12 protein-coding genes are annotated in these 12,235 nt (G+C 72.1%); 9 read left to right on the top strand and 3 right to left on the bottom strand.

What is annotated here, in order from left to right:
• Positions 1 to 157: 157 nt before the first annotated feature.
• Positions 158 to 601, top strand: a complete 444-nt coding sequence (locus AB4Y83_RS04710) for an Hsp20/alpha crystallin family protein (RefSeq protein WP_442275391.1) — start codon at positions 158 to 160, stop codon at positions 599 to 601.
• Between the two features lie 14 nt (positions 602 to 615).
• Positions 616 to 885, top strand: a complete 270-nt coding sequence (locus AB4Y83_RS04705; protein WP_442296153.1) for a hypothetical protein — start codon at positions 616 to 618, stop codon at positions 883 to 885.
• A 196-nt stretch (positions 886 to 1,081) separates the two neighbouring features.
• On the opposite strand, the gene AB4Y83_RS04700 is transcribed toward AB4Y83_RS04705, so the two are convergent.
• Positions 1,082 to 2,134: a LacI family DNA-binding transcriptional regulator gene (locus AB4Y83_RS04700; protein WP_442296152.1), complete on the bottom strand. Its 1,053-nt coding sequence runs from the start codon at positions 2,132 to 2,134 to the stop codon at positions 1,082 to 1,084.
• 162 nt (positions 2,135 to 2,296) lie between these two features.
• Here AB4Y83_RS04700 and AB4Y83_RS04695 point away from each other — a divergent pair, with 162 nt between their 5' ends.
• Both AB4Y83_RS04695 and AB4Y83_RS04690 read left to right on the top strand, forming a co-directional pair.
• Positions 2,297 to 3,478: a phytanoyl-CoA dioxygenase family protein gene (locus AB4Y83_RS04695; protein ID WP_442296151.1), complete on the top strand. Its 1,182-nt coding sequence runs from the start codon at positions 2,297 to 2,299 to the stop codon at positions 3,476 to 3,478.
• Positions 3,479 to 3,547: 69 nt separating this feature from the next.
• On the top strand, positions 3,548 to 3,763 hold the full coding sequence (locus AB4Y83_RS04690) for a hypothetical protein (RefSeq protein ID WP_056771396.1): 216 nt from the start codon (positions 3,548 to 3,550) through the stop codon (positions 3,761 to 3,763).
• A gap of 56 nt (positions 3,764 to 3,819) precedes the next feature.
• Here the strand turns inward: AB4Y83_RS04690 and AB4Y83_RS04685 are convergent, their stop codons facing one another.
• On the bottom strand, positions 3,820 to 4,164 hold the full coding sequence (locus AB4Y83_RS04685) for a histone-like nucleoid-structuring protein Lsr2 (RefSeq protein WP_442296150.1): 345 nt from the start codon (positions 4,162 to 4,164) through the stop codon (positions 3,820 to 3,822).
• A gap of 132 nt (positions 4,165 to 4,296) precedes the next feature.
• Here AB4Y83_RS04685 and AB4Y83_RS04680 point away from each other — a divergent pair, with 132 nt between their 5' ends.
• The 3 genes from AB4Y83_RS04680 to AB4Y83_RS04670 are packed head-to-tail and all read left to right on the top strand — an operon-like array spanning position 4,297 to position 8,121.
• Positions 4,297 to 5,334: an iron ABC transporter substrate-binding protein gene (locus AB4Y83_RS04680; RefSeq protein WP_442296149.1), complete on the top strand. Its 1,038-nt coding sequence runs from the start codon at positions 4,297 to 4,299 to the stop codon at positions 5,332 to 5,334.
• A 7-nt stretch (positions 5,335 to 5,341) separates the two neighbouring features.
• Entirely contained in the window at positions 5,342 to 6,958 is a 1,617-nt protein-coding gene (locus tag AB4Y83_RS04675) for an ABC transporter permease (RefSeq protein WP_442296148.1), read from the top strand.
• Complete coding sequence (locus AB4Y83_RS04670; RefSeq protein WP_442275298.1) at positions 6,955 to 8,121, top strand: ABC transporter ATP-binding protein; 1,167 nt, start codon at positions 6,955 to 6,957, stop codon at positions 8,119 to 8,121. The genes AB4Y83_RS04675 and AB4Y83_RS04670 overlap by 4 nt, the downstream gene beginning before the upstream one ends.
• Positions 8,122 to 8,157: 36 nt before the next feature.
• On the opposite strand, the gene AB4Y83_RS04665 is transcribed toward AB4Y83_RS04670, so the two are convergent.
• Positions 8,158 to 9,591 (bottom strand): ATP-binding protein, encoded by a 1,434-nt coding sequence (locus tag AB4Y83_RS04665; protein WP_442296147.1) that lies wholly within the window; start codon positions 9,589 to 9,591, stop codon positions 8,158 to 8,160.
• 178 nt (positions 9,592 to 9,769) lie between these two features.
• Here AB4Y83_RS04665 and AB4Y83_RS04660 point away from each other — a divergent pair, with 178 nt between their 5' ends.
• Together AB4Y83_RS04660 and AB4Y83_RS04655 are read left to right on the top strand one after the other, a co-directional pair.
• The gene (locus tag AB4Y83_RS04660; RefSeq protein ID WP_442296146.1) at positions 9,770 to 11,737 is read left to right on the top strand and encodes an alpha/beta-hydrolase family protein; all 1,968 of its coding nucleotides are present in this window, start codon (positions 9,770 to 9,772) and stop codon (positions 11,735 to 11,737) included.
• A gap of 68 nt (positions 11,738 to 11,805) precedes the next feature.
• The gene (locus AB4Y83_RS04655; protein WP_442275295.1) at positions 11,806 to 12,225 is read left to right on the top strand and encodes a DUF7144 family membrane protein; all 420 of its coding nucleotides are present in this window, start codon (positions 11,806 to 11,808) and stop codon (positions 12,223 to 12,225) included.
• The last annotated feature ends 10 nt before the right edge of the window (positions 12,226 to 12,235 follow it).

Here is a 12,235-nt window from a genome sequence, read left to right as displayed (position 1 = left end):
TGTCCCGGTGAACAGGGTCGGGTCACTGAAATCTGCGAATCATGATCTTGCACAGACGAACTCGTCGGTGCTACAACATTCCTACAGCGCATGCCACGACTCGTGAGATGCGGTCGTGGCCACCATGGAGCATCTGGACATGATGGAGGTGACGACGATGCTGATGCGCACTGACCCCTTCCGTGAGGCCTTCCGGGACCTCGACCGGGTGGCCCAGCTGGCCCTCGGGACCAGCGGCACGCTGGCCAGGCCCTCGGCCATGCCGATGGACGCCTGGCGAGATGGAGACACGTTCCACGTCGAGCTGGACCTGCCGGGCGTGGACCCGCAGTCGATCGACCTCGACGTCGAACGCAACGTGGTGACGGTCAAGGCCGAACGTCCCACCCGCGCGAGCGATGCCGACCTCGTCGCCGCCGAGCGGCCGCGTGGCGTGTTCAGCCGCCAGCTCGTGCTGGGCGACAGCCTCGACACCGAGCACATCCGCGCCAACTACGACGCCGGCGTGCTGCGGCTCGCGATCCCGGTGGCTGAGCGCGCCAAGCCGCGCAGGATCGAGATCTCGCACGACGCCGACGACCGGAAGACCATCACCGCCTGAGGGATGTGACGGTCATGGTCACACGCACCGAGGTGGTCGCCGACGTCGACGAGGTCTTCATGGCCCTCGTCTGCGGCGACGACGAGCTGCTGCGCGCCGAGTTCGAGGCGATCGTCGGCGCCGGGTGGCCGCCCGTCGGCTCGCCCTGCCGACCCGACCGCCCCGGCGGTGCTCCTCGCGAGCGCAGGCGCCTCGAGGACGGCCGCCGGGAGGAGACGCAACGCGCCGTGCGGGGGGACGGCGGTCCCGTCGACCGTGGCCGGGAGCGCGCTCCGCCGCCGTGAGCGGGCGCCCAGGAGCTCGTCCCACTGCCGGCTCACCGGGTGGCCCGCGCCACCCGGTGAGCCGGCGTCACGTCACGAGGTTGGTGCGTGTGTCGTCTCGAGCACGAGGCGGGCGCTGCTGGCGCCCGTCGAAGTGCCTCACCCACCCGGGTGGGCCCGGTGCTCGTCGGAGAGGATCTCGACACCCCCCGGGACGTCAGTGCGCGGGGATGCGCGGGGGGATGTTGTATGCCGTCACGACCTCGACGTTGGCCGCGACCGACGTGGGTGCCCCGGGCACGAGGCGGTGGGCACGCATGACCTGACGCACGCCGGCCCGCATGTCGGCGTGGAGGTCGTGGTGGAGCACGGCGGTGAGCACCCCGGAGCGCAGCAGGTCGAGGTTGTCCTCGTCGAGGTCGTGGCCGATGAAGACACCGGGTGACCGGCCGGCCGCGACGAAGGCCGCCGAGATGGCTCGGTTGCCGCCGCCGACCGAGTAGGCGGCGCGCACCTCCGGCTCCGACCGGAGCACGTCGGAGACGAGCGCGGACATCGTCGCGTCGAGCCCGTCGCTGTCGGTGATCGTGTGGACGCGCCGGTCGGGTGCCAGACGACCGAGGGCGACCGTGAACGCCTCGGCCCGTTCTCGCTCGCCGAAGAAGAACGACCGGCTGAGGCTCAGCAGCACGTCACCGGGCCGGTCGCCGAGCACCTGGGACACCAGGTAGGCGGCGGTGGCGCCGGCCGCGGCGTTGTCGAGCCCCACGTACGCCACCCGAGCGCTGTCGCGGACGTCGGTGACAAGCGTGACGACGGGGATGCCGCGGTCGGTGAGGCGGCCCACGGCCGCGGCCACGGCCGGGTCGTCCGGCGCCTTGAGCACGACGCCGTGGCAGACGCGCCCGCGCCGGCCGAGGCTGTCGAGCACCTCGACGGCGGCCGCGACGTCGGCGTTCTCACGCAGGTGGAAGCGCGCTCGGACCGCGGCCGGGCGCAGCGCGGGCAGCTCCTCCTCGAGCGCCGACCGGACTGCCGTGCTGAAGCGCGTCGGCGCCTGGACGACGACGTCGAGCAGGAGCGTGCGGGCCGCGAGGCGCAGCTGGGTCTGCTGGCGATCGAGGTCGAGCACGGCCTGCTCGACGGCGCGCACGGCGCGCGCGCTCGCCCCAGCCCGGCCGTGGAGCACCCGGTCGATCGTCGCCTCCGACAGCCCCGACTGCTCGGCGATGTCGCGGACGCGGTGCGACCGCGCGCGGTGCTGAACCATCCCCGGAGCGTAGTCCCGAGGGAACGCGCCTGAGGTGTTTCTGAGGTCATCCGGTGGGTCGCCGCCCCCGCCGTGGCCCGCATCCTTGAGGCACGGCCAGCGCTGCTCCGGGCGGCGCACGGTCGGACCCCGATCACCGTCGATCCGCCCGAGGAGGGCACCATGGCCATCACGCCGACCAGCTCACGCACCGGCTGGATCCGTCCCGAGGACGCCCAGCTGTCCGACCTGCTCGAGGTGCTCGTCGAGCGGACCGACCTCGCCGACTACCCGCACGCAGCCCGCGTCGAGCAGGAGGTCCCCGTCTACGACTGGGCCACGCTGCGGCATGAGGCAGCGGACGACGTGACACGGCGTGACATCCAGGCCGAGCTGGCGCGGGCCTTCTCCGTCGGCCCCGGAATCGTCGTCCTGGCAGGCGCTTTCGAGGCCGAGCCCCTCGACCGGGCGACCGCAGCCTTCGAGTGGATGATCGCCGAGCAGCGCGCGAGCGGCACGGCGGCGGGTGACCACTTCGCCAAGCCGGGCGCCAACGACCGCATCTGGAACGCCCTCGAGAAGCTCGCCGTGGCCGACCCCGGGGCGTTCGTCGACTACTACGCCAATGACGCCGTCGCGCTCGCTGCGCAGGCCTGGCTCGGGCCGGGCTACCAAGTCACCTCACAGCTCAACGTCGTCAACCCCGGCGGCGCCGGGCAGACGGTGCACCGCGACTACCACCTCGGCTTCCAGTCCGCCGAGACGTGCGCCCGCTACCCGTCGCACGTGCACGCGCTCTCGCAGGCGCTGACCCTGCAGGGAGCGGTCGCGCACGTCGACATGCCGGTGGAGTCCGGTCCGACGCTCTACCTGCCGCACAGCCAGAAGTACACGCACGGCTACGTCGCCTACCAGCAGCCGGATTTCCAGGCGTACTTCGTGGCCCACCACGTGCAGCTGCCGCTGTCGGCCGGCGACGCCGTCTTCTTCAACCCCGCGCTGCTCCACGCCGCCGGCACGAACCACACGACGGACGTGCGCCGGATGGCCAACCTGCTGCAGGTCAGCTCGGCCTTCGGCCGGGCGATGGAGACCGTCGACCGGGCGCGGGTCGTCGAGGCGATCCACCCGGCGTTGGTTGCTGCGCGCTCTGCCGGGATGCAGCAGCGGGAGATCGGCAACGTCGTCGCCGCGAGCGCGGAGGGGTACGCGTTCCCGACGAACCTCGACCGCGACCAGCCGGTCGACGGTCTGTCGCCGCGGACGCAGGCCGAGCTCGTCACCGAGGCGCTCGCCGCCGACCGGCCTCTCGACGAGCTGCGGGGCGCTCTGACGCGCCAGCTGTCCGGCCGCGAGAGCCACTGACGAGGGGCGCAGTACCCTGAACCCCACGCCCTGACCGTTCGACCCCACAGATCCGGAGACCCCAGCACCGTGACGTCGCAGCCCGACTGGAGAAGCGGAACCCGACACCCCACCGGCGGCTACGACAAGGTGATCGTCGCGCGCGGGGACACCCTCTACTTCATCGCGGCGCGGCTGCACCGGCTCGACGGCCCGGCCGTCGAGGCCGAGGACGGCTCCGTGCAGTACTGGCTCTACGGCAAGCGGGTGACCGAGCAGGAGTTCCACGACCGTCCACAGGCCTAACGGCCGACGGTCCGCCCGCTGGCGAAGCGCAGGGGTCCGGCCGCCCGGACGAGCGGCTAGCGGTGGGCGTCGTCGTACGCGGTGACCACGGCCTGCGGGATCCGGCCACGGGCGGGGGCGTGGTGTCCCGTCTCGGCCGCCCAGGCCCGGATCAGCGCGTTGCGGGACTCGCCCACCGCGGGCAGCACCGTCGTCGACCGCGCGGGCGCCGTGTGCGTCCGGCGCTCGTCCCCGGCCCGCCGAGCCCGGGCCACCCAGTCGTCGAGCGTCGAGCGGAGGGCGTCGGCGTTCGCCTCCGAGAGGTCGATCTCGAAGGAGTCCCCGTCGATGCCGAAGGTGACGGTCTCGGCGGCCTCGGTGCCGTCGAGGTCGTCGACGAGGGAGACGATGGTCCGGCGCATGGGATGAGCCTAGTGGGCGCCCCGGGGGGTGGACGGAGACACTCCCGACCGTGTGTAAGGTAAGGCTTACCTACTCAGGCGCGCCGTCCGACGGGACCGGCGCGCCCCTCCGGATCCACGAAGGCAGCTCACATGACCTCCCGCCCCCGCACCACCATCGGCGTCGCGCTCGCGGCCGTCGGCGCCCTCGCCCTGACGGCCTGCGGCTCCGGCTCGTCCGGCAGCGGCTCGACCGACGGAACGGGCAGCATCACCGTCTACAACGCTCAGCACGAGAGCCTGACGAAGGAATGGGTCGACGCGTTCACGAAGCAGACCGGCATCAAGGTCACCGTCCGCAACGGCGACGACTCGGAGATGTCCAACCAGATCGTCCAGGAGGGCGCGGCGTCGCCGGCCGACGTCTTCCTCACCGAGAACAGCCCCGCCATGACCCAGGTCGAGAACGCCGGCCTCTTCGCCGATGTCGACAAGGCCACCCTCGACCAGGTCCCGGTCGGGTTCCGCCCGTCCACCGGCAAGTGGACCGGGATCGCGGCCCGCTCGACGGTCCTCGTCTACGACAAGCGCAAGCTTCAGGAGAACCAGCTCCCCGCCTCGATGCTCGACCTCGCCAAGCCCGAGTGGAAGGGCCGCTGGGCGGCCTCGCCGTCGGGCGCCGACTTCCAGGCCATCGTCTCGGCGCTGCTCGAGCTCAAGGGCGAGACCGTGACGAACGACTGGCTCACCGCGATGAAGACCAACGCCAAGGCCTACAAGGGCAACAGCACCGCGATGAAGGCGGTCAACTCCGGCGAGGTCGAGACCGCGCTGATCTACCACTACTACTACTACGGGGACCAGGCGAAGACCGGCGAGAACTCGGCCAACGTCGGCACCCACTACTTCAAGAACGAGGACCCGGGCGCCTTCGTCTCCGTCTCCGGTGGTGGCGTGCTCAAGGCGTCGAAGAACGCCGCGGCCGCCCAGTCCTTCCTGAAGTTCGTCACCGGCAAGGCCGGGCAGGAGGTCCTGCAGAAGGGCACCTCCTTCGAGTACGCCATCGGCTCCGACGTGCCCTCCAACCCGGCGCTCGTGCCCCTGAAGGACCTCCAGGCCCCGACGGTCGACCCCGCCAAGCTCAACTCCGCCACGGTCACCGATCTGATGACCAAGGCGGGTCTGCTGTAGTTCTCGGGTGACCACCGACCTCACCGCACCCGGCGCGCCCCGCGCGACCGGCACCGGCACGGCTCCCACGCCGGGCCCGGGCACCCGCCCGGGCCCGGCGTCCGGGCGTCGGCGACCACCCGCCCTCGCGGTCATCGCCGTGCTCATCGCGCTCTTCTCGCTCGTGCCCCTCGGCTACGTCATCGCGATGACGGTCGCCACCGGGTGGGACACCGCGGTCAGTCTCATCTTCCGGGCGCGCGTCGGTGAGCTGCTGCTCAACACCATCCTGCTCATGGCCGTCTCGGTGCCGCTGTGCCTCGTCCTCGGCGTCGGTGGCGCCTGGCTCGTCGAGCGGACCGCCTTGCGCGGCAACAGCTTCTGGGCCCTCGCGCTGGCCGCGCCGCTCGCCATCCCCGCGTTCGTCAACAGCTACGGCTGGGTCTCGGCCGTGCCGTCGCTCGCCGGCCTGTGGTCGGGCGTGCTCATCTCGGTGCTGTCGTACTTCCCGCTCGTCTACATCCCGGCCGCGGCGACCCTGAGCCGCCTCGACCCGTCGCTCGAGGAGTCCGCGGCCTCCCTCGGGCTCGGCCCGTGGCAGGTCTTCCGCCGGGTCGTGCTGCCCCAGCTGCGGCTCGCGATGACGGGCGGCGCGCTGCTCGTCGGACTGCACCTGCTCGCCGAGTACGGCGCCTTCGCGATGATCCGCTTCGACACCTTCACGACGGCGATCATGGTGCAGTACCAGTCGACCTTCAACGGCGCCGCCGGCAACATGCTCGCCAGCGTCCTCGTCGTCCTGTGTCTCCTGCTGCTCGTCGCCGAGGTCCGCAGCCGCGGTACCGCGCGCTACGCCCGCGTCGGCTCCGGCGGCCAGGCGGCCCCGGGGCGTCTGCCGCTCCGCCGGCTCCACGTGCCGGCTCAGCTCGCGCTCCTGCTCCTCGTCGTGCTCGCCGTCGGCGTCCCGATGTGGTTCGTGCTCCGGTGGGTCGTGCTCGGCGGATCGGAGATCTGGGCGCCCGACGAGCTCGTCCCGGCCCTGCTCCAGACGCTGCTCTACGGCGTGGCCGGCGCGGCGGCGACGACGCTCGTCGCCTTCCCGATGGCCTTCCTCGCCGTGCGGCGACCGAGCTGGTTCACCCGCTCCCTCGAGCTGTCCAACTACATCACGAGCTCGATGCCCGGCATCGTCGTCGGCCTCGCCTTCGTCACCGTGAGCATCCGCTTCCTGCCGGCGTTCTACCAGACGGCCGTCGTCCTGGTCGCTGCCTACGTGCTGCTCTTCCTGCCGCGTGCCCTCGTCAGTCTCCGCTCGGGGCTCGCGCAGGCGCCGCGGGAGCTCGAGGAGGCCGCGCAGGCGCTCGGGGTGCGTCCCCTCGGTGCCTTCGTCCGGGTCACGCTGCGGCTCACGGCGCCGGCCGCGGCCGGGGGAGCGGCCCTCGTCTTCCTCGCCATCGTCAACGAGCTGACGGCGACCCTCCTGCTCGCCCCGAACGGCACGCGTACCCTCGCGACGGAGTTCTGGGCCAAGAGCAGCGAGATCGACTACGCCGGCGCCGCACCCTACGCCCTGCTCATGGTCGTGCTCTCGGCGCCGATGACCTACCTGCTCTTCCAGCAGTCGAAGAAAGCGGCCGGACAATGACCACGACCCCCCCGTCGACCTCCCCGCACGCGGCGGTCGACTACCACGACCCGTCGGCCCGGGGCCGTCTCGAGGTCACGGGACTGACGAAGAGCTTCGGCCCGCAGCAGGTGCTGCGCGGCGTCACGCTGTCGGTCGACCCGGGCAGCACGACGGCCATCGTCGGTCCGTCGGGCTCGGGCAAGACGACCCTGTTGCGGCTCATCGCCGGCTTCGAGCGCGCCGACGCGGGCTCGGTCACCCTGAGCGGGCGCGCGCTCGCCGGTGAGGAGGCCTGGGTGCCCGCGCACCACCGCGACGTCGGCTACGTCGCCCAGGACGGCGCCCTCTTCCCGCACCTCACCGTCGGCCAGAACATCGCCTTCGGCATCGACGCCTCCGACCTCACCGGGGGGCGCAAGGCCGTGCAGGCGCGGGTCGCGGAGCTGCTCGAGATGGTCTCGCTCGACAGCGGTCTGGCGGCGCGGCGACCCCACGAGATCTCGGGCGGGCAGCAGCAGCGGGTGGCGCTCGCCCGGGCGCTCGCCCGCGAACCCGAGCTCATGCTCCTCGACGAGTCCTTCTCGGCCCTCGATGCGGGTCTGCGGGTCGCGACCCGGCGCACCGTGGCCAAGGTGCTGCACGACGCCGGCATCACGACCGTCCTCGTGACCCACGACCAGGCCGAGGCCCTGAGCTTCGCCGACCAGGTCGCCGTGATGCGCGACGGTCTGCTCGCGCAGGTCGACAGCCCCCTCGAGGTCTACACGCGACCCGTCGACCGGGCCACGGCCGAGTTCCTCGGCGACGCCGTGATGCTCGAGGCGTGGGTCGACGGCGACACGGCGACGTGCTCGCTCGGGGCCGTCCCGCTCGCGGCGACGACCCTCCGCGGCCGGGTGCAGCTCATGCTCCGACCGGAGCAGATCCGCGTCGACGAGCACGGTCCGATCCGCGGCGTCGTCGTCGACACCGACTACTTCGGTCCCGAGAGCACGGTCCGTCTCGAGCTGACCTCGAGCCGCGAACCAGGTTGTGAGACATCGGCGCTCGCGCGAGAGGGCGAGATCATCAGCATCCGCCACTCCAACGCGTTCATCGCCGCCAAGGGCACCGAGCTCCGGCTGCGCATCGAGGGCGAGGCCATCGCCTTCCCGGCACTGGCACCTCCGCCCCCGGCCTGACGCGTCGGTGCCGGGCCGGCGCCCGAGGTCGTGCGCTCAGGGCATCGGCACCGGGACGTCGGTGCCGCCCTGGGGGGTGATGCGTCCACGGACCTGCACCACGCTCGGCATCGGGACGAAGCCACCGGCGAGCAGGGCCTCACCCTGACGGAAGCGGGCGGCCTGGGCGAGCAGCCCGCGAGGCACGAACCCGAAGACCGACGCCAGCTGGTCGAGGTCGTCCCGCGAGTTCATCCGCATCAGTGTCAGGTTGTCGCACTGGGACACGACGCCCGGGTGCACCTTCGAGGGACGCTGGGTCGACAGGAGCAGCCAGAGACCGTACTTGCGGCCCTCCGCGGCGATCTGGATGAGCCGGTCGCGCACCGCGACTCCGAGGGGGGTCTCGGGCTCCGGTGGGCAGAGGTTGTGCGCCTCGTCGACGACGATGAGGAGGGGGCGGCGTTCGGTGCGCCGGGCCCACAGGTCGTCGAGGACGGCGAGCGCCACGGTGAGCTGCTCCTCGGGACGATCGTAGCCACCGAGGTCGACGACCGTCGCGGCCGGTCGGCGCTCGATGACGTCCGTGACGGCCGTGGCGCCGAACGCCCAGGTCCTCGTCCACTCGGTGAGGCCGAGGTTCTCGAGGCGCTGCGCCAGGGCTTCGGCGTCCGGGTCGCCGAGCGAGCGCAGGTACGGGACGATCTGACCCGCGTCCACGGTCTGGAAGTCTCCTCCGAAGAGGCGCAGCAGCGCGTTGTACTCGGCCCGGTCGACGACCGGGTCGAGACGCAGGACCGCGGCCTTGGCCCGGGACGTGAGCTCGGTGAAGCGCACCCGCAGCGGGTTCTGCTCGTCGTCAGGCCGCAGGATGACGACCTCACGGTCATGGAGTGCGTCGGCCTGCTCGTCCTCCGCGCCGGCCTGGACGGCCTGCTCGTGGAGGCGCACGAAGTCGCTGTTGGGGTCGAAGACGACCATGGGGAGGCGGGTCGTCAGGAGAATCCGCTCGAGCAGCACGCCGAGGGCGTACGTCTTGCCGGAGCCGCTCTGTCCGCACCAGAACGTGTGTCGGTTGAGGCGGTTGGGCACGAGCGCGACGCCCACCGACTCCTGGCCCGCGAGGTGGCCGAGGTGCAGCCGGGGGTCGCCGCCCGACAGCAGCCGCTGCACGGTGTCGGGCCGGGTCGGCCGGACCGGGACCTCGTGCCGCGGCGAGTCCGCGGGTCGCCGCGAACCGGAGCCACTCCCGACCTGCACCAGCGTGCCGGTGGCGGCGAAGCCGACGCCCGACGCCTCGTCCGTGACCTCCTCGACGAACGCGAGGATGCCGTCCTCGTCGTCGAGCTCGAGGTAGTCACCCGGCAGCGGGCGCTCGCTCCCGGGGCCGCGGGCGACGAAGGACCGGCCGTCCGTGGACTCCAGATGGGTCAGCGCCGCAGGCACGGAGGTCGGAGCGGTGGGCGGGTCGACCTCGACGTTCGCAGTCATGGATCCATGATGCTCACGCCTGAGGCCCGTTGGGCACCCGTTGGCGCAGAAGGCCGCCCGACGCGCCGGAAGATCACCCTGGAGGGGTGAGCGCAACCAGTCCCCACGTGACCATGCTCGAAGGTGGGCGGGTGCGACGTCAGGTCCACCTGCAGCTGGTCAGTGCCGGGGAGGGCTCATGGAGCAGTCGGACTTCGTCCACACCGGGCAGAAGGTCGGCCTCGTCATGGCCTCCTTCGTCACCCCGTCGACGCTCGCGCCGTCGCTGTCGAAGCGCTCCTGGCAGGACCAGKGGATCATCACCGGCTTGTCGACGGGCGCCCACTACCTCGTCGCGCTCTCCTCCCAGGACGTCATCGACGTCGTGGCGAGCGCCGCCGCCACGTGGGCGGTCTTCCCCGACAGCTGGTCCGTCGAACGCCGCCGGTCGGCCGCAACCCTCGGGTGCGAGCTGGTCATGGCGCCGTTGGGACTCGGTCTCGCGGCGTATCTCGACCGGCGCGGCGTCGCGACGGCGAAGGACGGCCTGCTACGGCAGGGCGCCTGGCGGATGGGCGCCACGGGCCTGTGCGGATCGGTGCTCATCGGGGCGACGGCCGGGGTGCGTCGGCTCGACCGCGCCGTCGGTGCCGACGGGCGCCTCGCGGCCCTCCCGCTGTCGATCCCCGTGGGTCTGGCCACGTCGGCCCTCATCGAGCGCGTCCAGCGCGAGTCCGGCTCGGAGGCCGGACTCGACACCGGGGAAGACGTGCCCACCCTCCGGGGGCTCGCAGCCGGCGGCGGGGTCCTCGCGGTGCTCTACGGAGCAGGCTGGGTCGAGCGGTGGACCGCCGAGCAGGTGCGCCGGCTCGCCCCCGGGCAGACACCGGGCGCCGGGCTCGCCTGGCAGCTCGTCTCGCACGCCGCCTTCATGGCCGGCGCCGGCATCGCCGTCAGCGCCCTCTGGACGCGCGTCATGCAGCGGATCGAGGCCGTGACGACGACGGTGGACCCGTGGATGCAGGCGGCACCCGGCGTCTGGACCGATCCGATGACGAGCGGTGACCCGGCGAGCCTCGTGTCGTGGGAGTCCTTGGGGCGGGAGGGCCGCCGGCACGCCGTCACCTATGTGCGCCCCGCACCCGTCGCGCACCCGCTGGCGCTCCCGGACGGCAGGACCCCGCCGGACCTGTCGATCGCGACGGTGATGGGCGAGCCCGCCCGCGCGCACCCCGTGCAGGTCTTCGTCGGCCTCGACAGTGCGGCGACCCCGACCGAGCGCGTCGAGCTCGCGATCGCCGAGATGGACCGCACCGACGCCTGGTCGCGCTCGCTGCTCATGCTCGTGTCGCCCACCGGGACGGGCTACGTCAACTACGTCGCGATCGCCGCCGCCCAGTACCTCACCCGCGGCGACGTCGCGAGCGTCACGATGCAGTACTCCAAGCGCCCGTCGCCGCTGTCGCTCGGCAAGGTCCGCGACGCGCGCGAGCAGAACCGGTTGCTGTGGTTGCACATCCTCCAGCGAGTGCGCGCCATGGCCCCCGACGAGCGGCCCGAGGTCGTGCTCTTCGGCGAGTCGCTCGGTGCGCACACGAGCCAGGACGTGCTGCTCGGCTGGGGGACCCTGGGGCCCCAGGCGCTCGGGATCGACCGGGCCCTGTGGATCGGCACCCCGGGGGCCAGCAAGTGGATGCACGAGGTCACCGGGGCGCCGCGCCCCGACGTCGACGCGAGCCTCGTCACCGTCGTCAACGACCACGAGCAGCTCGTCGCTCTCGGACAGGAGACCCGGGACCGGCTGCGCTACGTGCTGCTCAGCCACGACAACGACGGCGTGACGAAGTTCGGCCCCGACCTGCTCAACCGCAGGCCCGCCTGGCTGGGACCCGACCGACCGCGCCGCGAGGACGTGCCGATGCGGTCGCCACGCGGCATACCCGCGGGGATGCGGTGGCGTCCCGTCACGACCTTCTTCCAGACGCTCATCGACATGAAGAACGCGCAGGTGCCGGGCTCGTTCAGGGCCTGGGCGCACGACTACCGGGCCGACCTGCCTGAGTTCATCCGCGACGTCTACGACCTCGAGTGCACGGACGAGCAGATGCAGGCCATCCAGGACGCGGTGCGTGTGCGCGAGGAGCTGCGCGAGGGGGTCTTCGCCTGAGCGGCCCTCAGCACCACCAGCATCCGTCCGATCCTGACCGCGAGAAAGCAACCTGAACGGAGGACGCCATGGCAGGCGCCAGTCCCACCGCCCCCACCCGCCGTGCCCGCACGCTGTGGGCCGCCGGCGCGAGCACCTTCGCCGCGACGATCATGCTCGTCGTCGGCCTGTTCCAGTTCGTCGAGGGGCTCGTCGCCGTCGTCAACGGCCCAGAGTTCTACGTCAGCACGCCGAGCTACGTCTTCACCTTCAACGCGACCGCGTGGGGCTGGTTCCACATGGTCATCGGCCTGTCGGCGGCCGTCGCGGGCGGCTTCATCTTCACCGGCAGCCTGCTGGCCCGGTCGGTCGGCGTCGCGCTCGCGGTGCTGTCGGCACTCGCGAACTTCCTGTGGCTGCCGCACTATCCGCTCTGGGGGATCATCATCATCGCCCTCGACGTGCTCGTCATCTGGGGCCTGACCGCGGTCGACCTCAGCGACCTCTGAGCCGCCGGCA

This window comes from Terrabacter sp. RAF57, from assembly GCF_052113925.1.
Taxonomy (GTDB): domain Bacteria; phylum Actinomycetota; class Actinomycetes; order Actinomycetales; family Dermatophilaceae; genus Terrabacter.
Note: the sequence above shows the minus strand (reverse complement) of the source record. Positions and strands in the feature narration are given on the sequence as shown.

Bases quoted from the DNA above. Each gene is read 5' to 3' on its own strand.
- AB4Y83_RS04710 (WP_442275391.1), top strand. From the start codon at position 158: ATGCTGATGCGCACTGACCCCTTCCGTGAGGCCTTCCGGGACCTCGAC.
- AB4Y83_RS04705 (WP_442296153.1), top strand. From the start codon at position 616: ATGGTCACACGCACCGAGGTGGTCGCCGACGTCGACGAGGTCTTCATG.
- AB4Y83_RS04700 (WP_442296152.1), bottom strand. From the start codon at position 2,134: ATGGTTCAGCACCGCGCGCGGTCGCACCGCGTCCGCGACATCGCCGAG.
- AB4Y83_RS04695 (WP_442296151.1), top strand. From the start codon at position 2,297: ATGGCCATCACGCCGACCAGCTCACGCACCGGCTGGATCCGTCCCGAG.
- AB4Y83_RS04685 (WP_442296150.1), bottom strand. From the start codon at position 4,164: ATGCGCCGGACCATCGTCTCCCTCGTCGACGACCTCGACGGCACCGAG.
- AB4Y83_RS04680 (WP_442296149.1), top strand. From the start codon at position 4,297: ATGACCTCCCGCCCCCGCACCACCATCGGCGTCGCGCTCGCGGCCGTC.
- AB4Y83_RS04670 (WP_442275298.1), top strand. From the start codon at position 6,955: ATGACCACGACCCCCCCGTCGACCTCCCCGCACGCGGCGGTCGACTAC.
- AB4Y83_RS04665 (WP_442296147.1), bottom strand. From the start codon at position 9,591: ATGACTGCGAACGTCGAGGTCGACCCGCCCACCGCTCCGACCTCCGTG.
- AB4Y83_RS04655 (WP_442275295.1), top strand. From the start codon at position 11,806: ATGGCAGGCGCCAGTCCCACCGCCCCCACCCGCCGTGCCCGCACGCTG.